Origin of the sequence: Comamonas sp. B21-038 (assembly GCF_022387135.1) — a bacterium.
Classification (GTDB): domain Bacteria; phylum Pseudomonadota; class Gammaproteobacteria; order Burkholderiales; family Burkholderiaceae_C; genus Comamonas; species Comamonas sediminis.
The window spans coordinates 1879055-1900236 of record NZ_CP092462.1; the positions used below are offsets into that span (position 1 = coordinate 1879055).

Consider the following 21182-nt stretch of genomic DNA (forward strand, 5'->3'; position numbering starts at 1 on the left):
GGCCCGGTGTTGACGACACGCTGAGGCTTACTTGCCCGCAGCCGCAGCACCCAGGGCCTGGTCGCCGTCGAGTTCTGCCCGCCTGGCGTACTTGGCGGCCAGCATGCCGCAGACCATCAGCTGCATCTGGTGGAACAGCATCAGCGGCAGCACCATCATGCCCACCGTGCTGCTGGCAAACAGCACCTTGGCCATGGGCACGCCACTGACCAGGCTCTTCTTGCTGCCGCAGAACACGGCGGTGATCTCATCTTCCTTGCTGAAGCCCAGGCGGCGCGAGAGGAAGGTGGTCAGGAACAGTGCCAAGGCCAGGATGATGGCGCTGATCACCAGCAGGCCGACCAAGGTGGTCAGCGATACCTGGCGCCAGATGCCCTGCACCACGGCGGCACTGAACGCCGTGTACACCACCAGCAGGATGGAGCCCTGGTCCACCACCTTGGTGAGCTTGCCGTGCTTCTTGATGAACGGGCCCACCCAGCGCTGCAGCAAATGGCCCAGCGCGAAGGGCAGCATCAGTTGCAGCAGGATCTTGACCACCGCATCGACGAAAGAACCGCTCGTGCCATGGGCGGTCACGAACACACTGACCAGCAGCGGGGTGATAAAGACGCCCAGCAGGGTCGATGCCGATGCACTGCAGATGGCAGCCGGGATATTGCCACGCGCCATCGACACGAAAGCGATCGACGACTGCACCGTGGACGGCAACACGCACAGGAACATCACCCCCACATACAGCTCGGGCGAGACCAGCGGCGTGAGCAACGGTTTGAGCGCCCAGCCCAGAAACGGAAACACGACAAAGGTGCTGCCGACAATGAACAGGTGCAGCCGCCAGTGCATGATGCCCGCCAGAATCGCCTGGCGCGAGAGCTTGGCGCCGTGCAGAAAGAACAGCAGCGCCACGGCCGCTGTCGTCAAGGTCTCAAAGCTGCTCGCCACCTGGCCGGTAGCGGGCAAAAAACTGGCCAGCAGCACCGTGGCCACCAGCATCAGCGTGAAGTTGTCGGGACGGAATTTCATGTGCGCCATTGGACGCCGTTTGCAGGCGAAAGTAAAATTAATTTATAAGATTGATTAATGATTTAAAGTCATATATCTCCGTTTCGTCTCCCACCATGCACGTCAGCCTCCGCCAGCTCCAGGTGTTTCTCTGCGTCGCCCAGTGCCGCAGCTTCAGCCAGACCGGCCAGACGCTGGGCCTGACCCAATCGGCCGTCAGCCGCGCGATGGTGGAGCTCGAAGGCCAGCTCCATGTGCGGCTGCTGGACCGCACCACGCGCGAGGTGCTGCTGACCGATGCCGGCCAGCTGCTGGCCCAGAAGGCCGCGCCCCTGCTGCAGGAGCTGGCCGATACCCTGGCCGAGGTCGCCGATGTGGGCCATGCCGCACGTGGCCAGGTGCGCATTGCCAGCAGCCCCACGCTGTCTGCGGCGCTGATGCCCGCCTGCATCGCCGCCTGCAACCGCGAGCTGCCGCAGATCCAGCTGCAGCTGGTGGACCGCCTGCAGCAAGAGGTGCTGGCCCAGGTGCGCAGCGGCGATGTGCATTTTGGGGTCGTGGTGGAGCCGCCGGAGCTGGGCGATCTCGACTACATCAGCCTGCAGCTGGACCCCTTTGTGGCCGTGTTGCCGCCCGCGCACCCGCTGATGCCGAAGGCGCAGAAGGCGCAGAAGGCGCATAAGGCCACCAGCCTGCGCTGGGACCAGCTGCGCGGCGAGCCCTTGGTGCTGCTCGACCATGCATCGGGCAGCCGCCGGCTGATGGACGCTGCCTTGCTGGCCAGCGGTTGCGGGCCTGAGCATTGCCCTGTCGTGCAGGAGGTAGGCCATGTCACCACTGCCTTCCGCATGGTCGAGGCCGGCATTGGCATCAGCATCATGCCGGGCCTGGCAATCCCGGCCCACGGGTTGAGCAGCCTTCAGGTGTGCGATCTGCTGCCCCAGGTGCAACGCGCAATCATGCTGGTGCGGCGCCGCCAGCGCAGCCTGCCCGCTGCGGCGCAAGCGGTCTGGGATCTGGTGGCCCGGCGCCTCACAACAGCCCCCACACCGTAAACGCGCCGCCGCGATTGCTGGCAATCAGACTACAAAAGAAGCGCTGCGTGCGTGCTAAAAACGGTGGCTGTGACCAACCCTTAATCCAAGGCACCAGGAGAGTTCCCATGATCCAACGCATTCCATCCATCGCCAAGTTCGCTGCTGCGGCCACCGTGGCCGCGCTGCTGAGCGCCTGCGCCCACACCGACCGCGCCACACCGATTGCCGAGGCGACCATCAACCCGACCGAAGGCAACAACATCAGCGGCTATTTCCGCGTCTACGAAGTCAACCGCGACACGGTGCGCGTGATGGCGCAGGTCAAGGGTCTGCAGCCCGGCAGCGAACACGGCTTCCATGTGCATGAGAACGGCAACTGCTCGTCGCCCGATGCGATGAGCGCCGGCGGCCACTACAACCCGAACGGCCACCAGCATGGCAAGGCCGGCCCCGAATCCCATGTCGGTGATCTGCCCAGCCTGATGGCCGATGCCGCAGGCACCGCGTTCCTGGTCTGGGAAACCAAGGACCTGTCGATCGGCACCGGCAAGCCCAGCGACATCAAGGGCCGCGCTGTGGTGGTCCACAAGGACAAGGACGACTACACCACCCAGCCCACCGGCAATTCCGGTGCACGTCTGGGCTGCGGTGTGATCCAGTAAGCTGTCCTGCACCAAGAGCCTGCTCAAACCCAGCCTGTGGCGCCCGGTGGCCCACAGGCTTTTTTGTCACTGCACTGCGCCAAAGCGATGCACAATCGGGCCATGAGCGAACTCTCCCACTCCATTGCCGATTTGCGCAAAAGCTATGAACGCGCCGAGCTGAACGAATCGGCGTCCTGCGCTGCGCCGATTGACCAGTTCGACCGCTGGATGAACGAAGCCGTTGCGTCGCAGCTGCCAGAACCCAATGCGATGACGGTCGCTACCGTCGGCCCCGATGCCCGGCCCAGCACCCGCATCGTGCTGATCAAGGGCTACGACGCACGCGGCATCGTCTGGTACACCAATTACGACAGCCGCAAGGGCCGCGAGATTGCAGGCAATCCCTTTGCCGCGCTGATGTTCCACTGGGTGGAGCTGGAGCGTGTGGTGCGCATCGAGGGCCGTGTGGAAAAAGTCTCGGACGAGGAAAGCGACGCCTACTTCAACAGCCGCCCGCTCGACTCGCGCATTGGCGCCTGGGCCAGTCCGCAAAGCCAGGTCATCGACAGCCGTGCCGTGCTGGTGACCAATGCCGCCAAATATGGCGCGCAGTTCCTGCTCAAGCCGCCGCGCCCACCGCACTGGGGTGGCTTTCGCCTGGTGCCCGATACCTGGGAGTTCTGGCAAGGCCGCAAGAGCCGGCTGCATGACCGCCTGCGCTACCGCCAAACGGGGCCGGACGGCACCGGATGGATCCGCGAACGCCTAGCGCCTTGAACCCGATGGCCGCCGCTGCGTGGGAGATCCGTTGGCTGACACCGGCCGATGCCGCCGCTTTCCAGCGCCTGCGCCTGGCCGGCCTGCGCGCATCGCCGAGCGCCTTTGGCTCCAGCTACGAAGAAGAAAAAGACCGCTCTTTGGCGGTCATCGAGGCGCGCCTGGCGCCCAGCGCTGACCAGGGTGTGCTTGGCGCCTTTGCCCGCAGCCAGCTGGTGGGCATGCTGGGCATTCGCCGCCAGGATGGCCTCAAGACCCGCCACCGTATGGCCTTGTGGGGCGTGTATGTGGAGCCAGCCTGTCGCGGCCAGGGCATCGCGCAGGCCCTGTTGGCACAGGCTGTCGCCTTTGCCCGCCAGGTTCCCGGGGCGGTGCAGATCCACCTGAGCGTCAACGCCGCCAATGCCAGCGCGATACGCCTGTATGAGCAAGCCGGCTTCCGGGCCTATGGCACCGAGCCGGCGGCTCTGCTGGTCGACGGCGAGCTGCACGATGAGCTGCTGATGCAGCACCGGCTTCAGCCCCCATCTCCGCCAGCAGCCTAAGCCCGCTTCAGCAACTGCGCGAAGCCCAGCAAGATCAGTCCGGGTGCGAGACGCCCAGGCGCGCATGCAGGCGCTTGCTGGTGGTCGTGTATTCCAGCAGCAGCTTCTCGCCGCGCAGGTATTCAACGGCCGCCATGGCTGCCATCGTCGCTTCGTAGAAACCCGTCAGTATCAGCTTGCGCTTGCCCGGGTAGCTGACGATATCGCCTGCGGCGTAGATGCCTACGGCACTGGTCTGAAAACTGTCGGTCGCCACCTGCAACTGTTTTTTCTCCAGCGCCAGATTCCAGTCCAGCAAGGGCCCGAGCTTGGGCGACAGGCCCTGGAACACCCACAGCTGGTCGCAGGCCAGGCGCTGGTCAGCACCGTCGGCATCAACGTAGCCAATGCCCTGCAGACGCTCGGTGGCCTCGATGGCCTGCGGCATGCCAATGACCACCTCGACCCTGCCGCTGGCGCGCAGCCGTGCCAGGCGCTGCAGCATGGCATCCGGGGCACTGAACTGGTCGCGCCGGTGCATCAGCACCAGTTGCGCCGATTGCAGTTGTGCATGGTCTGCCGCGGCCAGCAACGCCTCCACCGCCGCCTCATCGCCGCCGCTGATCACAATGCGTGGCGCAGCATGGCCGGCCAATATCGGCTCCAGCCAGGCATCGTCCAACGTGGGGTGGTAGAACACCTGGCTGCCCAGCCACGTCTCCAGCCCAGGCAAGCGCAGCTGTTTGGGCACAAAGGCGCCCACGCCGGCGGTCACGACCACGGTGCGGGCCAGCAACCAGCGGGTCTGGGGCCCATCGATAGCCTGCAGTTGCAAGCGCCAACGGCCATCGCCATGGGGCAGCAGTTGCGCGACCTGCGTATGGCCGTGAAAGACGGGCTCGAAGGGCTGGATCTGGCGCTGCAGCTGCGCAGCCAGCTCGCGGCCGGTGCACAGCGGAATGCCGGGGATATCGTAGATGGGCTTGTCGGCATAAAGCGCAATGCACTGCCCGCCCATCTGCGGCAGGCTGTCGCACAACTGGGCCTGCACGCCCTGCAAACCCAGCTGGAATGCTGCAAACATGCCGACCGGGCCGGCACCCACAATCAGCGCATCGACCGCCTGCGCCTGGGATTCATCAAACTCGGGTGAGGCCTTGCGGTCAGAAGGCGTGGGCAAGGTATCAGTCATGGCGCCATCGTAGTGCAGCGCGCATTGCCCTCGCAGCATTGCGCTTATGCGCCATCACTGCGCGCTGTCGATGCCTCCGCCCAGCGCTTTGTACAGGCTGATGCGGTTGACCTGCTCGGCCTGCATCAACGTGATCTGGGTTTGCTGGGCCGCGTACAGGCTGCGCTGCGCATCGAGCACGGTCAGAAAATCGTCGGCGCCGGCCTTGAAACGCGCCTGCGACAGCTGCAGCACGCGGCTGGCCGCCTGCACCAGCGCTGCCTGCGCGTTCAGCCGCCGCTGCATCGTGGCGCGGTCGGCCAGCGCATCGCTCACCTCGCGGAAAGCCACCTGAATGGCCTTGTCGTACTGGGCCAGTGCCGCGTCGCGGTTGGCTTGCGCGATGTCGAGGTTGGCCTGGTTGCGGCCGCCGTCAAAAATCGGCAAACGGATCTGGGGCACAAAGCTCCAGGCGCGGTTGCCACCATCGAACAGGCCCGACAGCGCATCGCTGGCGGTGCCGGCATTGGCCGTCAGGCTGATCGTGGGGAAAAAGGCCGCGCGCGCTGCACCAATGCTGGCGTACTGCGCCTGCAGGCTGTGCTCGGCTGCCGCCACATCGGGCCGGGCCAGCAGCACCTGCGACGACAGGCCAGTCGGCACCACGGTCATGGCAGTGGCCACGCCTGGCGTTTTGACCTGGGGCGTTGCACCATCGAGCAACTGGCCCGAGCCAGCGCTCTTGATCTCATTCGTGCTGAGCGACGCGGTGGGCGCGGGCGGCAGCATATCGCCCGCCAAAGGGCCACCCACCAGCAACTGCAGTGCATTGCGATCACGGGCCACTTGCGACTCGTAGGCCGCCACATCGTTGCGGGCGGTCTCCACCGCCGTCTGGTTCTGGGCCAGCACCAAACCATTGGTGGCGCCCAGCTGGTGCATGCGCTGCACCAGGCCGTAGCCCTGCTCGCGTGTGGCCAATGTGTCGCGCGCCAGTTGCAGGCGCTGGTGGTCGCTGGCCAGGGCCACCCAGGCATTGGCGATATCCGTGATCAGGCCCAGCTGCACGCTGCGGCGGTTTTCTTCCACCAGCAGGTACTGCTGCAATGCCGCCTCGCTGAGGTTGCGCACCCGGCCCCAGAAATCGAGCTCATAGCTGGCCAGGCCCAGCTGCACGCTGACCTGGTTGGTCACCGACGAGGCCGCGCTGGCCGAGCGCAGATCGTCTGCGGTGCGGGTGCGGTTTGCCTGGGCGTTGGCATTCAGGCTGGGCAGTTGGTCGGCACGCTGCACGCCGTACTGCGCGCGCGCCTTCTCGATATTGGCGATGGCCACGCGCAGGTCGCGGTTGTTCTGCAAGGCCAGCTCGATGAGCTGACGCAGCCCTGCGCTCTCCACCCACTGCTGCCACGGCAGCAGCTGCAAGGTATCGGCTGCAGCCGGCTCCACGACAAAATCGGCAGGCAAGGTCTGGGCCACGCCATCGAGCGTAGCGGGTACCGCAGGCTCTGGACGCTGGTACTGCGGCGCCAGGTTGCAAGCGGACAGCAGGCCCGCTGCCAACAGGGACAGCGGCAAACGGTAGGCACGGGTCATGGAAAAAGTATCAAAACGGCTCATGGCGCGGTCTCCGGCGCGGCGCTGGCTTGCGCAGGCGCCTCGTCGTGGCGGCTGCGCGAGCGGAACCAGCTGCGGATCAGCAGGAAAAAGACCGGCACCATGAAAATACCGAGCACGGTCGAGGCCACCATACCGCCCAGCACGGCCGTGCCGATGGCGTTACGCCCGCCGGCACCGGCGCCGGTGCCAATGGCCAGCGGAATCACGCCAAAGCCAAAGGCCAGCGAGGTCATCAGGATCGGGCGCAAGCGCAGGCGCACCGCCTCCACCGTGGCATCAAACAGGCGCTTGCCCTGCTCTTGCAGCTGCACCGCAAATTCGACAATCAAGATGGCATTCTTGGCCGCCAAACCCACGGTGGTGAGCAAGCCCACCTGGAAGTACACGTCATTGGTCAGGCCCCGGGTATAGGTGGCGGCCAGCGCACCAATCACCCCCAGCGGCACGGCCAGCATCACCGACAGCGGAACGGTCCAGCTCTCGTACAGCGCGGCCAGGCACAGGAACACGAACAGGATCGAGATCGCATACAGCATGGGCGCCTGGGCGCCGGACTGGCGCTCTTGCAGCGACGCGCCGGTCCATTCATAGCCAAGGCCGGCTGGCAGCTTGGCCAGGATGGCTTCGACCTCCTGCATTGCTGCGCCGGAGCTGATGCCGGGTGCTGCGCGGCCTTCGAACTCGTAGGCCGGGCTGCCGTTGTAGCGCAGCAGCTGGGGCGAGCCGTAGGCCCAGTGCGTGTCGGAGAACGCACCAAAGGGCACCATTTCGCCGTTCTTGTTGCGCACCGTCCATTTGGCGATGTCCTGCGGCAGCATGCGGTGCGGCGCATCGCCCATGATGTAGACGCGCTTGACGCGGCCATTGTTCAGGAAGTCATTGACATAGGTGCCGCCCATCGCGCTGGACAGCACGCTGTTGATGTCGGCATATGACAAACCCAGCGCGGCGGCCTTGCGGTCGTCCACATCCACACGCAATTCGGCCGCATCGTCCAGATTGGTCGTGCGTACTGCCGTCAGGTTCGGGTTGGCGCGCATGGCCGCCAGTACCTGGTTGCTGGCTGCCAACAGCCCGTCGTGGCCGATGCTGTTCATGTCCTTGACCATGAAGTTGAAGCCCGAGCTGGCACCCAGACCGCGCACGGCTGGCGGCAGGATCACCAGCACCCGCGCATCGCGGATGCGCGACAGGTCTCTCGTCGCCTTGTTGGCAATGGCCGCGGAAGACTGCGACGCGAGCTGGCGTTCATCCCAGGGCTTGAGGCGGATGAAGCCGCGCGCCGAACTTTGGTCGCCGTTGAGGCCCGAGACCTGGTTGAAGCTGATGATGTCGGGCTGCTTGAGCAGGTATTCGCGCACCTCGTCGAGCACGTCCTGCAGGCGCGCATCGGCTGCGCCGGACGGCAGGTTGACGTTCACATAGAGAAAGCCCTGGTCTTCATCAGGCAGGAACGAGGTCGGCAGCTTGTGCATCAGCAGCCACACGCCCAGCAGCACGGCGATGAAGATCAGCATCATGCGCTTGGCGCGGCGCAGGCTGCGGGCGACGATGCCCTGGTAGCGTGTGGCCGTGCGGTCGAAATTGCGGTTGAACCAGCGGAAGAACCGGTCGCTGATGCCAAACAGGCCCTTGCGGATGGCGCGCTCATGGCCGCCGGCATGCTCGGGCGCCTTCAGCAGGGTGGCACACAGCGCCGGGGTCAACGTCAATGCGACAAACACCGACAGCGCCATCGCCGCGACGATGGTGATCGAGAACTGGCGGTAGATCACCCCGGTGGATCCGCCAAAGAAGGCCATTGGCACAAACACCGCCGACAAGGTCACGCCAATACCGACCAGCGCCGGTGTGATCTCCCGCATCGAGACCTTGGTTGCCTCCTTGGCGGACATGCCCGTCTCGTGCATCACCCGCTCGACGTTCTCCACCACGACGATCGCATCGTCCACCAGCAGGCCGATCGCCAGCACCATCGCGAACATCGTCAAGGTATTGATGGAGTACCCGGCGATCGACAACACGCCAAAGGTGCCCAGCAGCACCACCGGCACGGCAATGGCCGGGATCAACGTGGCGCGCAGGTTCTGCAAAAACACGAACATGACGATCACCACCAGCACCATGGCCTCGCCCAGCGCAGCGACCACCTCGTGGATGGAGGCGCGCACAAAGGGCGTGGAGTCCGAGCTGACGAAGTAATCGATCTGGTTGGGGAAGTACGGCTTCATCTCGGCCAGCTTGGCCGCAACAGCATCGGAGACCGCCATCGCATTGGCGCCATCGGCCAGGATGATGCCCATGCCGGCGCCGCGCATGCCGTTGAGCTTGGCCTGCACGTTCAGGTTTTCGGCGCCCAGCTCCACGCGGGCGACATCCTTCATGGTGACCACCGAGCCATCGGTGGCGGCCTTGAGCACGATGTCCTCGAACTGGTCCACCGTCTTGAGCTTGGTGCGCGCCGTGATCGTCGCATTGAGTTGCTGGTTGTTCACCGCTGGCAGCGCGCCCAGCTGGCCGGCCGAGACCTGGGCGTTTTGCGCATTGAGCGCATTGGCCAAGTCCGACGGCATCAGTCCAAATTTCTCCATCTTGGCCGGGTCCATCCAGATGCGCATCGCATATGAGGTGCCAAAGACGTTGATGTCGCCCACGCCTTCGAGGCGCCCGATCACATCGACCAGACTGGCATTGATGTAGTCACCAATGTCGACCTCGGTCATCGTGGGGTCTTGGGAGTAGAAGCTGTAGGTGACCAGAAAATCCTGGCCGCCCTTGTTGATGAACACGCCCCGGCTCTTGACCGATTCGGGCAGGCGGTTGAGCGCGCCCTGGATCTTGTTTTGCACCTGCACCTGGGCGACATCGACATTGGTGCCGGGCGCAAAGGTCAAGGTGATGCGGGCTTGGCCAGAGGCATTGCTGGTCGCGCTCATGTAGAGCATGTTGTCGATGCCCTTGAGCTGCTGCTCGATGATCTGCGTGACGGAGTTCTCGACCGTCTCGGCCGACGCACCGGTGTACTGGGTACCGATGGTGACGCGCGGCGGCGCAATCTCGGGGTATTGCTCCAGCGGCAGCTTGGAGATGGACAGTGCCCCGCCCAGCATGATGATGATGGCGATCACCCACGCAAAAATGGGGCGCTGAATAAAAAACTGTGCCATGGATGCAGCCTCGGATTCTGGGGGTGTTACTGGGCTGCTGCCGGCGCTGCGGCCTGGCCGGGCACGCGCCCAGGGCTGCGGACGCGCTCGGCCTGCGCCTTCAGATCCACCTCGGTGACGCGCACCTTGTCACCCTCCTTGACACGCTGGAAGCCATCGACCACCACGCGCTCCCCCGACTTGAGGCCACTGCCCACCAGCCACTGGCTGCCCACAGCACGGTCGAGCTGCAGCGCGCGCTTTTGCACCTTGTCGTCGGCCGTGACCACCAGCACGGTCGGCTTGCCGGTGAGGTCGCGCACCACCGACTGCTGGGGCACCAGCAGTGCATCTGGCGCCACTGCGGTTGGCAGCAGCGCCTGCACATACATGTTGGGCATCAATACGCCATCGGGGTTGGGGACCTGGGCACGCAAGGTGACGGTGCCTGTCGTGGGGCTGACGATCACCCCGGAGAACTTGAGCTTGGCCTCGTGGCTGTACTCGGTGCCGTCATCGAGCCGGATGCGCACCGGAATCTGGTCGCCTTCAAGGCGCTGAAAGCGGCCCGCCTTCAGGTCGCGCTGCAGCTGCAGCATCTCGGTGCTCGATTGGGTGAAGTCCACATACATGGGATCGAGTTGCACCACGGTGGTGAGCGCCGTCGCCTGGTTGGCGGTGACCAGCGCACCGGGCGTGACCGCCGAGGTGCTGACCCTGCCGCTGATCGGCGAACTGATACGGGTGTACTGCAGATTGATCCGGGCATTGTCCAGCGCTGCCTGCGCGACGGCCACGTCGGAAGCGGTCTGCGCCACCAGCGCCTGGCTGTCATCGAAGACCTGGCGGCTGATGGCATCGATCTTGACCAGCTCGCTGTTGCGCGCTGCATTGCTGCGCGCCGTCTGCGCGGTGGCCTTGGCCTTGGCCAGCGCCGCCTCGGCACTGTTGACGGAGGCCCGCGCGGGCCGGTCATCGAGCTGGTACAGCGCCTGACCCGCCTTGACGGCGGCGCCTTCGGTGAACAGGCGCTTTTCCACAATGCCGTTGGCCTGGGGGCGAATCTCGGCAATCATGAAGGCACTGGTGCGCCCGGGCAGCTCCGCCGTCAGCTGCTGCGATGCTGCCTGGACCGTGATGATGCCGACCTCCGGTGCCTGCGGCGCGGCGGCTGCGGGTGCGGGCTTGTCCGAACACGCAGCCAGCAGACCGATGGCGCCGACCACAGCACCTGTGCGGACCAGACGACCCAACGCGCGGGGGGATGAGTGCTTTCCGACGGTTGCCAAGGATTGAAACGTTGCCAGGGACTGGCGCGAAAAATTGGAAACATCCGGCATCATCGGTTTTGGCTTCAAGGTAGAGCAAACTACTATTTTTACAGCTAAATATGTAGGCAGTGTAAAGCGCCGCGCGGGATTGCCAGGTTTCAGACCCTGGCTGCGCAAGCTGTACATTTTGCTACATTCGTATCCGTTTCGGTGGCCCATCGGGCCCGGGTATGGGAAAGCGATAATGCCTAAAGGTTCCTAGCTTTACCCACGGCGGCTTATGTTTCAGCCGCTAACGTCCTACGCACATGTCTTCCACCACCTCTTCCATCGGATTGATTCTGTTGTCCCACGGCTCCAAGGACCCGGTCTGGCGCCGCAATGCGGAACACCTGCTCGCCCAGGTGCAGCAAGCGCAACCCGCCGCTGCGGTGGCTTGCGCCTATCTTGACTGGTGCGACCCACCGCTCGGCCACGCCGTTGCCCAGCTGCTGCAGTCGCATCCCCAATTGACGCAAATCACCATCTGGCCGCTGCTGTTTGGCGTCGGCAAACATGCCAGCGAAGACATTCCAGCGCTGGTCGAGGAACTCGCGCCCCTCCATCCCGAGGTGCAGCTGCGCATTGCCCCGGCGATGGGCGAGGATGCGCGCGTCATCGGGCTGCTGGCGGCCATGGCGGGCGGCTACCTGGAAGGCGCGTAGCCGCGCTAAATCTCCGGCGGCCCATATATGCCGCCGGTACCCGGTTGCGGCAGGCTCCAGCGGGTGCATGTCTGAAAAATCCGCCCCAGAGGCTGGATTTCTGCAGAGAGGCTGATTTTTATATTCCAATCAAGCATAATGATGCAAATTCATATTCCGCATCATTGTATGAACCTGCATCAGTTCCGCTTTGTGCAAGAGGCCGCACGCCGCAACCTCAATCTGACCGAGGCGGCGAAGGCACTGCACACCTCGCAACCCGGCGTCTCCAAGGCCATCATCGAGCTGGAGGAGGAGCTGGGCATCGACATCTTCGCGCGCCATGGCAAGCGGCTCAAGCGCATCACCGAGCCTGGGCAGCAGGTGCTGCGCAGCATCGAGATCATCATGCGCGAGGTCGGCAACCTCAAACGCATCGGCGACCAGTACAGCGCGCAGGACAGCGGCACCCTCTCCATCGCCACCACCCACACCCAGGCGCGTTATGTGCTGCCCACGCCGGTGGCACGGCTGCGCGAGCACTATCCCAAGGTGACAGTCAGCCTGCACCAGGCCACACCGGCCGAAGTGGCACGCATGGTGATCGACGAGCAGGCCGATCTGGGCATGGCCACCGAGTCGCTGGCCGACTACCCCGAACTGGTGACCCTGCCCTGCTATGAATGGCAGCACGTGCTGGTCATGCCGCACCAACACCCTCTGGCCCAGAAGGAGCGCATCAATCTGGAGGACATTGCCGCAGAGCCGTTGATCACCTACCACCCATCGTTTACCGGCCGGGGCAAGATCGACGCGGCGATGGCTGCCCGCCAGCTCACCCCCAAGATTGTCCTGGAGGCGATTGACTCAGACGTGATCAAGACCTATGTGCGGCTGGGCCTGGGCATCGGCATCGTGGCCGAGATGGCCATGCGCGATGATCCGCTCAAGGACCTGGCCGTGCGGCCCGTCGGCCATCTGTTTGGCGAAAGCGTGGCGCGCGTGGCCTTCAAGCGTGGCGCATACATGCGTAATTTTGTCTACAAATTTGCCGAGCTGCTCAGCGACCGACTCAGCCGTGATCTGATCGCCCGTGCCATGGTCGGCCATGTGGCTGACTACGAGCTCTGACCCGCACCCGTCTCCCAACCCAAACCGCTTACTGATCGATAGATCGCAGTCCGGCTCGCCGGCTGCGGTTGTTTTCCAGCCCTGATCACCATGTCCGCCTCCGCCCACACCCCGTCGTTCCCCAGCCGTCTGCCCCATGTGGGCACCACCATCTTCACCGTCATGTCGGCGCTCGCGGCCGAGCACAAGGCCGTCAATCTGGGCCAGGGCTTTCCGGACTTTGGCTGCGACCCAGCCTTGATCGACAGCGTCAGCCGCGCCATGCAGGCCGACCACAACCAGTACCCGCCGATGACCGGTGTACCGGCCTTGCGCGAGGTGGTGGCCCAGAAGATCGAAGCGCTCTACGGCAAGCGCTACGACGCCAACAGCGAGATCACCGTTACCGCCGGTGCCACGCAGGCGATCCTCACCGTCATCCTCAGCTGCGTGAGCCCCGGCGACGAAGTCATCGTGCTGGACCCCTGCTACGACAGCTACGTGCCCAATATCGAGCTGGCCGGCGGCGTGCCGGTGCGCGTACCGCTGACGCCCAAGACCTTCCGCCCAGACTTTGGCAAGATCGCCGCAGCGATCACCTCCAAGACGCGGCTGCTGCTGATCAACACGCCGCACAACCCCAGCGGCACCACCTGGACCGCGCAGGAGATGCAGCAGCTGCAAGACCTGCTGGCGCCCACCAACATCCTGCTGCTGGCCGATGAGGTCTATGAGCACATGGTGTTCGACGGCGAACGCCATGAGAGCGCATCGCGCTACCCCGGCCTGGCCGCGCGCGCCTATGTGGTGAGCAGCTTTGGCAAGACCTTCCATGTCACCGGCTGGAAGGTCGCCACCGTTGCTGCACCAGCGCCGCTGACGGCGGAATTCCGCAAGGTGCACCAGTTCAATGTCTTCACCGTCAACACCCCGATGCAGGTCGGCCTGGCCGAGTACCTGAAGGACCCGGCGCCCTACCTGAATCTGCCCGCTTTCTACCAGAAGAAGCGCGATCTGTTCCGCGCCGGCCTCGAAGGCTCGCGCCTGAAGCTGCTGCCCAGCTCCGGCACCTATTTCCAGTGCGTGGACATCTCCGCCGTGACCGATGCCAGCGAAGCAGAGTTCTGCCAGCAGCTGGTCAAGGACCTGGGCGTAGCAGCCATTCCGCTGTCTGCGTTTTATGGCAACGGCTTTGACCAGCAGGTGGTGCGCTTTTGCTATGCCAAAAAGGACGAGACCTTGCTCGCGGCGCTGGAACGTCTGCGCAAGCTGTAAAGCGCCCTCTTCCCTGGCAAAAAGCCCGGCGAGAACCCATCTCGCCGGGCTTTTTGTTGGCTGCCTGCTGTCAGCCGTCAGTGGCCCAGTGCTACAGCAGCACGATATCGTACTGGTCCGAGCCGTCCCGCCCCTCCGCCTGCAGCGAGATCGGCTTGCCAATGAAATCGGACAGCCCGGCCAGGTGCTGGCTTTCCTCGTCCAGCAGCATCTCGATCACCGGCGGGGCGGCAAGCACGCGGAACTCCTTGGGGTTGAACTGGCGCGCCTCGCGCAGAATCTCGCGCAGGATGTCGTAGCAGACCGTCCGCACGGTCTTGACCTCGCCCACCCCATGGCAGACCGGACAGGAGGTGCAGAGCATATGGGCCAGGGATTCACGCGTGCGCTTGCGTGTCATCTCCACCAGGCCCAGCTGGGAGAACTCGCCGCACATGGTCTTGACGCGGTCGCGCTGCAGCTGCTTGCGCAGCTCATGCAGCACCTGCGCCTGGTGGTCCTCATGCACCATGTCGATAAAGTCCACGATGATGATGCCGCCCAGGTTGCGCAGCCGCAGCTGGCGGGCAATCGCATGGGCCGCTTCCAGGTTGGTCTTGAAGATGGTGTCGTCAAAATTGCGCGCACCGACATAGCCGCCGGTGTTCACATCGACGGTCGTCAAGGCCTCGGTCTGGTCGACGATCAGGTAGCCGCCCGACTTGAGATCGACACGCCGGCCCAGCGCACGCGCAATTTCCTCATCGACCGAGTACAGATCGAAAATCGGGCGCTCGCCCTTGTACAGCTGCAGCTTGGGCAGCGCGGCGGGCATGAACTCCTGGCCAAACTGCTGCAGCAGCACGAACTGCTCGCGCGAGTCGATGCGGATCGACTGGGTGTTCTCCGTCACCATATCGCGCAGCACGCGCTGCATCAGGCTCAGGTCCTGGTGCAGCAAGGTTTTGGCAGCCTGCTTGGCGGCGCTTTCCTTGATGCGCTTCCAGACCTTGCGCAGGTAGCTGATGTCTTCGGCCAGCTCCTCGTCGCTGGAGTCCTCGCCATTGGTGCGCAAGATAAAGCCACCGCCGCCACCCGTTTGCGCGGTGCCCACCAGCGCCTGCAGGCGGGCGCGCAAGGCATCGCGCTCGTTCTGCGGAATCTTTTGCGACACGCCGATATGGTCGTCCTGCGGCAGGTACACCAGCAGGCGCCCGGCAATGCTGATCTGCGTGGACAGCCGCGCGCCCTTGGTGCCGATGGGGTCCTTGATGACCTGCACCATGATGGACTGGCCCTCGAAAATCTGCTTTTCAATCGGCACCTGGGGTTCGCCCTTGCGCGCGAACATCGGCGCCAGACCGCCTTCCTGGCGCTGCCAGACATCGGCCACATGCAGGAACGCGGCGCGTTCCAGGCCAATGTCGATGAACGCAGACTGCATACCAGGCAGCACACGCGATATCTTGCCGAGGTAGACATTGCCGACCAGGCCGCGCTCCAGAGTGCGCTCATGGTGCAGCTCCTGCACGGCGCCGCCCTCGATGACCGCCACCCGCGTCTCCTGCGGGGCCCAGTTGATCAAAATATCATTTTGCATAGAAGTCATTCTCAGATGGCAAACCCTGCAGCCCGCAGCACATTGGCCGTCTCGAACACCGGCAGCCCCATGATGCCTGAATAGCTGCCGCTGATCCTGGCAATATACGCTGCCGCCCGCCCCTGCACCCCATAGGCGCCCGCCTTGCCCATGGGCTCGCCACTGGCGACATAGGCATCAATCTGCGCGCTGTCCATCACCGCAAACTCCACGCTGGAGACCGACAGGCTGGTCAGGCGCTTGCGCCCGCTTTGCAGCGCCACCGCCGTCAAGACGCGGTGCGTCTTGCCGCTGAGCGCCTGCAGCATCTCGCGGGCCTGTTCTTGCGACCCGGGCTTGCCCAGAATATGCCGGCCCAGCGACACCGTGGTGTCAGAGCAGAGAATCGGCGCCTGCTCCAGCCCGCGCCGCTGCAGGCGGGCGATGGCAGCATCGAGCTTCAAGCCGGTCACGCGCTGAACATAGTCGGTGGCCGATTCGCGCGGCAGCACCTGCTCCAGCGCCTCGGGGTCCTGGGGTTCGGGGTCGTGGTCCTGCGCCACCAGCAGGCGGTGGGCGATACCGATCTGTTCGAGCAGTTGACTGCGGCGGGGTGACTGCGAGGCCAGGTAGACAAAGGAATGCATGGGAAGGGAGCGAGGCCTTGATTTGAAAAAAGCGCCTGCGCCCATCAATCCAGCGCAAGCAGCTATTATTTTTGCAGCATAACGCATCCAGCAGCCCACTGGCAAGCGGGGATATTGCGCTGCCCTCACCCCGCCTTGCGGCTGGTGCCACCGGCTTACTCGCGGTGGTAGGGGTGGCCGGCATTGACCGACCAGGCACGGTAGAGCTGCTCGATCAGCAGCACCCGCACCATCGCATGGGGCAAGGTCATGTCCGAGAGGCGAATGCGCTCATGCGCCGCGGCCTTGAACTCGGGATCGAGCCCATCGGGGCCACCAATGATCAACGCGACATCGTCGCCTTCGAGCTGCCAGCCCTTGACCCGCTGGGCCAGCGCCTTCGTAGTCAGGTTCGCGCCGCGCTCATCGAGCACCACGATGCGCGTGCCACGTGGGATGGCCGCTTCGATGCGCTTGCGCTCGGCGGCATACAGCGTCTCGACAGTCTTGGAGCCACGCGGCTCCGTCTTGACGGCCTTGAGCTCCACCTTCAGCTCGGGTGGGAAACGCTTGGCATAGTCGTCATAGGCGGTCTGCGCCCAATCGGGTACATGCTGGCCCACCGCAACGATGAAAATCTTCATGCGAACTCTCCAATGAAAAAGAGCTGTCCTGCGGGGCAGTACAGCTCTTTGCAACCCGCAGGTTGAGGGGGTTTACTTGACCTTGCTGGTTGCGCGCTTGGCTGCGGGCTTCTTGGCTGCAGGCTTGGCGGCGGCCGACTTGGCTGCGGGCTTGCTGGCCTTGGGCTTGTTGACCACGACGGTCTTGACGGTGGCAGCAGCACTGGTCTTCTTGGCTGCAGGCTTTTTGGCCACGGTGCCCGAGATCTTCTTGACCGCCGGCTTCTTGGCGGCAACCTTCTTTACCGGTGCAGCGGCCGCGCTGTCAGCAGAGGCAGTCTTGCGTGCAGCGGGCTTTTTCTTGCTGGCTTCGGTGTCCGCAGCGGCTTCGGCCTGGGCCTTGGCAGGCTTGGCGGCCTTGGGCTTGGCAGCGCCCAGCTTCACGCGCACCGGCGTATCGCCCCACATCTCTTCGAGGCGGTAGTACTGGCGAATCATCGGCTGCATGATGTGGGCGACGACAGGGCCGCAGTCCACAATGATCCACTCGCCGTTGTCTTCGCCTTCGGTGCGTGGCTTCGGAAAGCCCGCTTCCTTGACGGCGTCCTTGACGCTGGCCGCCAAGGCCTTGGTCTGGCGGTTCGAGGTACCTGCGGCCACGATCACGCGCTCGAACAGCGGCGACAGGTGCTCGGTATTGAAAACCTGGATATCTTGTGCTTTCACATCTTCCAGCCCATCAACGATGGCACGCTGCAGCAATTGCACAGATTTCTTGGCAGTGGATTCGGATTTTTTGGCGGTGGTCATCAGTAGGTGATGGATGAAAGTGTTTCTACTATAGCGCGTGTTGCAGTTATTGTTGATCGCGTCAACACGCAGTGACAAAAGGGCAAAGCCTTCAAGAGAAGCTGCCGCGCAGCCTGCAATGGGGCATGCGCATGGTCAGCGGAAAGCGAATTATACGCAAGCTGCGCCAAATGGCGCTCTGGTATGGCCTTCCGGCATGGGCGCCGGGCGAGCAAAAGGCGTTCGGGCCTACCCCTTTGGCACGGAACCGGCAGCCCTGGCGGGCTTGTTCACAGCCAATCACGCGGCTGCAAAAACTCCGCCAGCAAACGCGCTTCGGGCGAGCCCTCAGGGTCCTGGCGCTGGTAGCTCCAGCTGGCCATGGGCGGCATCGACAGCAAGATCGATTCGGTGCGCCCGCCCGACTGCAGGCCAAAGTGGGTACCCCGGTCCCAGACCAGGTTGAACTCCACATAGCGACCGCGCCGGTAGAGCTGAAAGTCCCGCTCGCGCTCGCCATGGGCCTGGTCCTTGCGGCGTTGCACGATCGGCAGATAGGCCTTCAAAAAGGCATCGCCCACCGACTGCAGCATCGCAAAGCCGCCTTCAAAGCCCAGCTCGGAGAAGTCATCAAAAAAGATGCCGCCGATGCCACGCGCTTCGTTGCGGTGCTTGAGGAAGAAATAGCGGTCACACCACTGCTTGAAGCGCGGGTACAGATCGTCACCGAAAGGCGCCACCGCATCGTGGCAGACCTGGTGAAAATGCTGCGCGTCTTCGGCAAAGGGATAGAACGGCGTCAGGTCCATGCCGCCGCCAAACCAGCAGGTGGCGGGCTGGCCGGGGTGGCCTGCGGCAATCATGCGCACGTTCATGTGCACGGTTGGCACATAGGGGTTGCGTGGATGGAAGACCAGCGACACGCCCATGGCCGTGAAAGGCGCACCCGTCAGCTCGGGACGGTGCTGGGTGGCCGAGGGCGGCAGCTGCGGGCCCCGCACCTGCGAAAAGCCCACGCCTGCACGCTCGAACACCGTACCGCCTTCCAGGATCTTGGTCAGCCCCTGGCCTTGCAGCTTCTCACCGGGCGCCTTTTGCCAGGCATCGGCCAGAAAACGGACATTGCTGCCTGCCTCCTGCTCCAGCGCTTCAACCGCATCGGTGATGGAGGCCTGCAGCGACTGCAGATAGGCGGCCACCGCCAGGGCCTGGGCCCCGGCGTTCAGTTGGTCAACGGAAGAAGACAGCATGTGCCTGGCTCCCTGTGGGCTTGGAGGCCGTCACTTGACCGCGCGGTAGCCGATGTCGTGGCGGTATTGCGCGCCATCGAAATGCACCTGGGCGGCAGCGGCATACACGCGCTGCTGCGCCTGCTTGACGTTGTCGGCCAAGGCGGTCACACACAGCACGCGGCCACCGCTGGTGACGGGCTTGCCATCCTGCACCGTGGTGCCGGCGTGGAAAACCATCACTTCCTCTTCGTCCTCGGGCAGGCCTGTGATCACATCGCCCTTGCGGGGAGCGTCCGGGTAGCCATGGGCAGCCATCACCACGCCCAGCGCAGTGCGGCGGTCCCACTGCAGCTCGATCTGGTCGAGCTTGCCGTCGGTGGCAGCCTGCATCACATCGACCAGATCGCTCTTGAGGCGCATCATGATCGGCTGGGTTTCCGGGTCACCCATGCGGCAGTTGAACTCCAGGGTCTTGGGGTGACCGGCCTTGTCGATCATCAGACCTGCGTACAAAAAGCCGGTGTAGGGAATGCCGTCCTTTTCCATGCCACGGATGGTGGGCAGGATGATTTCGCGCATCGCACGGGCATGCACGTCGGCCGTCACCACCGGGGCGGGCGAGTAGGCACCCATGCCGCCGGTGTTGGGGCCCTGGTCGCCGTCCTTGAGGCGCTTGTGGTCCTGGCTGGTCGCCATCGCCGCCACGCTCTTGCCGTCGCACAGCACGATGAAGCTGGCCTCCTCGCCGTCGAGGAACTCCTCGATCACCACGCGGGCGCCGCCGTCGTTATGGGCGACGCCGTACTTGTTGTCCACCAGCATGAAGTCGACGGCATCGTGCGCTTCCTGGGCGGTGGTGGCCACCACCACACCCTTGCCGGCAGCCAGGCCGTCGGCCTTGACGACGATGGGCGCACCCAGCTTGTCGATATAGGCATGGGCCGCCACCGGGTCGCTGAAGGTCTCGTACTGCGCCGTCGGGATGCCATGGCGTGCCATGAAATCCTTCGAGAAAGCCTTGGAGCTTTCCAGCTGCGCTGCGGCCTTGGTCGGGCCGAAGATCTTCATGCCGTGGGCGCGGAACTCGTCCACCACGCCGGCGGCCAAAGGCGCCTCGGGGCCGACGACGGACAGCTGCACACCGTTGTCCTGTGCCCATTCGCGCAGCTGGACCACATCGGTGATCGGCAGGTTTTCCAGACGCTTGTCGCGTGCGGTGCCTGCGTTGCCCGGGGCTACATAGACCTTGGAGACCTTGGGCGATTGCGCCAACTTCCAGGCCATTGCGTGTTCACGGCCGCCGCCACCAATCACAAGTACCTTCATAGCGCCGCGTTATGGTAAACATCTTGAACATCATCCAGATCTTCCAGCGCGTCCAGCAACTTTTGCATCTTGGCCGCACCTTCCTCATCCAGATCTACGGTATTTTCGGGGCGCATCGTCACCTCGGCCACCTCGGGCTTGAAGCCCGCTGCCTCCAGCGCATTGCGCACTGCCTCAAATTCTGACGGGGGCGTCAGCACTTCGACGGCGCCCTCCTCGTCGGTGATCACATCATCGGCGCCGGCTTCCAGCGCCACTTCCATGATCTTTTCCTCATCGGCACCCGGTGCAAACACGAGCTGCCCCAGGTTGCGGAACTGGAAGGACACCGAGCCTTCGGTGCCCATGTTGCCGCCGTGCTTGCTGAACGCATGGCGCACATCGGCCACCGTGCGCACGCGGTTGTCCGTCATGGTGTCGACAATGATGGCCGCGCCGCCGATGCCATAGCCTTCGTAGCGGATTTCCTCGTAGGTCACGCCTTCGAGGTTACCGGTGGCCTTGTCGATGTTGCGCTTGATGTTGTCGGCCGGCATGTTGGCGGCCTTGGCCTTGTCGATGGCCAGGCGCAAACGCGGGTTGGCGCTCAAATCTGCGCCGCCTTGCCGCGCAGCGACCATAATTTCACGAATGATACGGGTCCAAACCTTGCCGCGTTTTTCGTCCTGACGACCCTTGCGGTGTTGAATATTGGCCCATTTGCTGTGTCCTGCCACAGAATTTCCTTTGCTATTGTTTTATCTAGCTAGACTGCGATTTTACTTT

The 21182-nt window shown here is 64.1% G+C and carries 19 protein-coding genes; 7 read left to right on the forward strand and 12 right to left on the reverse strand.

The window, feature by feature from the left end; all coding sequences use genetic code 11:
• Window positions 1-27 precede the first annotated feature (27 nt).
• Window positions 28-1035, reverse strand: coding sequence for a bile acid:sodium symporter family protein (locus MJ205_RS08465; protein ID WP_239812044.1), 1008 nt, complete (start codon window positions 1033-1035; stop codon window positions 28-30).
• Window positions 1036-1121: 86 nt separating this feature from the next.
• Between MJ205_RS08465 and MJ205_RS08470 the strand changes: the two genes are divergently transcribed.
• From MJ205_RS08470 to MJ205_RS08485, 4 genes are all read left to right on the forward strand, one after another.
• Window positions 1122-2060, forward strand: a complete 939-nt coding sequence (locus MJ205_RS08470) for a LysR family transcriptional regulator (RefSeq protein ID WP_239812045.1) — start codon at window positions 1122-1124, stop codon at window positions 2058-2060.
• A gap of 107 nt (window positions 2061-2167) precedes the next feature.
• On the forward strand, window positions 2168-2704 hold the full coding sequence (locus tag MJ205_RS08475) for a superoxide dismutase family protein (RefSeq protein WP_239812046.1): 537 nt from the start codon (window positions 2168-2170) through the stop codon (window positions 2702-2704).
• An 87-nt stretch (window positions 2705-2791) separates the two neighbouring features.
• Window positions 2792-3463, forward strand: a complete 672-nt coding sequence (gene pdxH / locus MJ205_RS08480; protein ID WP_239812047.1) for a pyridoxamine 5'-phosphate oxidase — start codon at window positions 2792-2794, stop codon at window positions 3461-3463.
• A gap of 5 nt (window positions 3464-3468) precedes the next feature.
• Window positions 3469-4008 carry a GNAT family N-acetyltransferase gene (locus MJ205_RS08485; protein WP_239812695.1) on the forward strand — a complete coding sequence of 180 codons (540 nt, stop codon included), beginning with the start codon at window positions 3469-3471 and terminating at the stop codon, window positions 4006-4008.
• 34 nt (window positions 4009-4042) lie between these two features.
• Here MJ205_RS08485 and MJ205_RS08490 read toward each other — a convergent pair whose 3' ends face one another.
• The 4 genes from MJ205_RS08490 to MJ205_RS08505 are packed head-to-tail and all read right to left on the reverse strand — an operon-like array spanning window position 4043 to window position 11264.
• Window positions 4043-5179: an NAD(P)/FAD-dependent oxidoreductase gene (locus tag MJ205_RS08490; protein WP_256460970.1), complete on the reverse strand. Its 1137-nt coding sequence runs from the start codon at window positions 5177-5179 to the stop codon at window positions 4043-4045.
• A 54-nt stretch (window positions 5180-5233) separates the two neighbouring features.
• A complete protein-coding gene (locus MJ205_RS08495; RefSeq protein ID WP_239812697.1) occupies window positions 5234-6754 on the reverse strand; it encodes an efflux transporter outer membrane subunit in 1521 nt (506 codons plus the stop codon).
• Window positions 6755-6774: 20 nt separating this feature from the next.
• Complete coding sequence (locus tag MJ205_RS08500) at window positions 6775-9945, reverse strand: efflux RND transporter permease subunit (protein ID WP_239812048.1); 3171 nt, start codon at window positions 9943-9945, stop codon at window positions 6775-6777.
• A 26-nt stretch (window positions 9946-9971) separates the two neighbouring features.
• Window positions 9972-11264 (reverse strand): efflux RND transporter periplasmic adaptor subunit, encoded by a 1293-nt coding sequence (locus MJ205_RS08505; RefSeq protein ID WP_446715065.1) that lies wholly within the window; start codon window positions 11262-11264, stop codon window positions 9972-9974.
• A gap of 239 nt (window positions 11265-11503) precedes the next feature.
• Between MJ205_RS08505 and MJ205_RS08510 the strand changes: the two genes are divergently transcribed.
• From MJ205_RS08510 to MJ205_RS08520, 3 genes are all read left to right on the forward strand, one after another.
• On the forward strand, window positions 11504-11899 hold the full coding sequence (locus MJ205_RS08510) for a sirohydrochlorin chelatase (RefSeq protein ID WP_239812049.1): 396 nt from the start codon (window positions 11504-11506) through the stop codon (window positions 11897-11899).
• A 168-nt stretch (window positions 11900-12067) separates the two neighbouring features.
• Complete coding sequence (locus MJ205_RS08515; RefSeq protein WP_239812050.1) at window positions 12068-13009, forward strand: CysB family HTH-type transcriptional regulator; 942 nt, start codon at window positions 12068-12070, stop codon at window positions 13007-13009.
• Window positions 13010-13099: 90 nt separating this feature from the next.
• On the forward strand, window positions 13100-14263 hold the full coding sequence (locus tag MJ205_RS08520; RefSeq protein ID WP_239812051.1) for a pyridoxal phosphate-dependent aminotransferase: 1164 nt from the start codon (window positions 13100-13102) through the stop codon (window positions 14261-14263).
• A 91-nt stretch (window positions 14264-14354) separates the two neighbouring features.
• Here MJ205_RS08520 and rng read toward each other — a convergent pair whose 3' ends face one another.
• The 7 genes from rng to MJ205_RS08555 all read right to left on the reverse strand — a co-directional run bounded on the left by rng (window position 14355) and on the right by MJ205_RS08555 (window position 21133).
• Complete coding sequence (rng, locus tag MJ205_RS08525; protein WP_239812052.1) at window positions 14355-15842, reverse strand: ribonuclease G; 1488 nt, start codon at window positions 15840-15842, stop codon at window positions 14355-14357.
• An 11-nt stretch (window positions 15843-15853) separates the two neighbouring features.
• On the reverse strand, window positions 15854-16468 hold the full coding sequence (locus MJ205_RS08530) for a Maf family protein (RefSeq protein WP_239812053.1): 615 nt from the start codon (window positions 16466-16468) through the stop codon (window positions 15854-15856).
• A gap of 155 nt (window positions 16469-16623) precedes the next feature.
• The gene (rlmH, locus tag MJ205_RS08535; protein ID WP_239812054.1) at window positions 16624-17091 is read right to left on the reverse strand and encodes a 23S rRNA (pseudouridine(1915)-N(3))-methyltransferase RlmH; all 468 of its coding nucleotides are present in this window, start codon (window positions 17089-17091) and stop codon (window positions 16624-16626) included.
• A 72-nt stretch (window positions 17092-17163) separates the two neighbouring features.
• Window positions 17164-17880, reverse strand: a complete 717-nt coding sequence (rsfS, locus tag MJ205_RS08540) for a ribosome silencing factor (RefSeq protein ID WP_239812055.1) — start codon at window positions 17878-17880, stop codon at window positions 17164-17166.
• Between the two features lie 269 nt (window positions 17881-18149).
• Window positions 18150-19109 carry an oxygen-dependent coproporphyrinogen oxidase gene (gene hemF, locus MJ205_RS08545; RefSeq protein WP_239812056.1) on the reverse strand — a complete coding sequence of 320 codons (960 nt, stop codon included), beginning with the start codon at window positions 19107-19109 and terminating at the stop codon, window positions 18150-18152.
• A 30-nt stretch (window positions 19110-19139) separates the two neighbouring features.
• Entirely contained in the window at window positions 19140-20417 is a 1278-nt protein-coding gene (gene purD / locus MJ205_RS08550) for a phosphoribosylamine--glycine ligase (protein ID WP_116925614.1), read from the reverse strand.
• Complete coding sequence (locus MJ205_RS08555) at window positions 20414-21133, reverse strand: YebC/PmpR family DNA-binding transcriptional regulator (RefSeq protein WP_133858840.1); 720 nt, start codon at window positions 21131-21133, stop codon at window positions 20414-20416. The genes purD and MJ205_RS08555 overlap by 4 nt, the downstream gene beginning before the upstream one ends.
• Window positions 21134-21182 lie beyond the last annotated feature (49 nt).

Coding starts and splice junctions, on each gene's coding strand:
- MJ205_RS08505 (WP_446715065.1), bottom strand. CDS start 11,264: ATGCCGGATGTTTCCAATTTTTCGCGCCAGTCCCTGGCAACGTTTCAA.
- MJ205_RS08500 (WP_239812048.1), bottom strand. CDS start 9,945: ATGGCACAGTTTTTTATTCAGCGCCCCATTTTTGCGTGGGTGATCGCC.
- MJ205_RS08485 (WP_239812695.1), top strand. CDS start 3,469: ATGGCCGCCGCTGCGTGGGAGATCCGTTGGCTGACACCGGCCGATGCC.
- MJ205_RS08510 (WP_239812049.1), top strand. CDS start 11,504: ATGTCTTCCACCACCTCTTCCATCGGATTGATTCTGTTGTCCCACGGC.
- MJ205_RS08520 (WP_239812051.1), top strand. CDS start 13,100: ATGTCCGCCTCCGCCCACACCCCGTCGTTCCCCAGCCGTCTGCCCCAT.
- MJ205_RS08515 (WP_239812050.1), top strand. CDS start 12,068: ATGAACCTGCATCAGTTCCGCTTTGTGCAAGAGGCCGCACGCCGCAAC.
- rng (WP_239812052.1), bottom strand. CDS start 15,842: ATGCAAAATGATATTTTGATCAACTGGGCCCCGCAGGAGACGCGGGTG.
- hemF (WP_239812056.1), bottom strand. CDS start 19,109: ATGCTGTCTTCTTCCGTTGACCAACTGAACGCCGGGGCCCAGGCCCTG.
- MJ205_RS08465 (WP_239812044.1), bottom strand. CDS start 1,035: ATGGCGCACATGAAATTCCGTCCCGACAACTTCACGCTGATGCTGGTG.
- MJ205_RS08495 (WP_239812697.1), bottom strand. CDS start 6,754: ATGACCCGTGCCTACCGTTTGCCGCTGTCCCTGTTGGCAGCGGGCCTG.
- MJ205_RS08490 (WP_256460970.1), bottom strand. CDS start 5,179: ATGACTGATACCTTGCCCACGCCTTCTGACCGCAAGGCCTCACCCGAG.
- purD (WP_116925614.1), bottom strand. CDS start 20,417: ATGAAGGTACTTGTGATTGGTGGCGGCGGCCGTGAACACGCAATGGCC.
- rlmH (WP_239812054.1), bottom strand. CDS start 17,091: ATGAAGATTTTCATCGTTGCGGTGGGCCAGCATGTACCCGATTGGGCG.
- MJ205_RS08530 (WP_239812053.1), bottom strand. CDS start 16,468: ATGCATTCCTTTGTCTACCTGGCCTCGCAGTCACCCCGCCGCAGTCAA.
- rsfS (WP_239812055.1), bottom strand. CDS start 17,880: ATGACCACCGCCAAAAAATCCGAATCCACTGCCAAGAAATCTGTGCAA.
- MJ205_RS08475 (WP_239812046.1), top strand. CDS start 2,168: ATGATCCAACGCATTCCATCCATCGCCAAGTTCGCTGCTGCGGCCACC.
- pdxH (WP_239812047.1), top strand. CDS start 2,792: ATGCACAATCGGGCCATGAGCGAACTCTCCCACTCCATTGCCGATTTG.
- MJ205_RS08470 (WP_239812045.1), top strand. CDS start 1,122: ATGCACGTCAGCCTCCGCCAGCTCCAGGTGTTTCTCTGCGTCGCCCAG.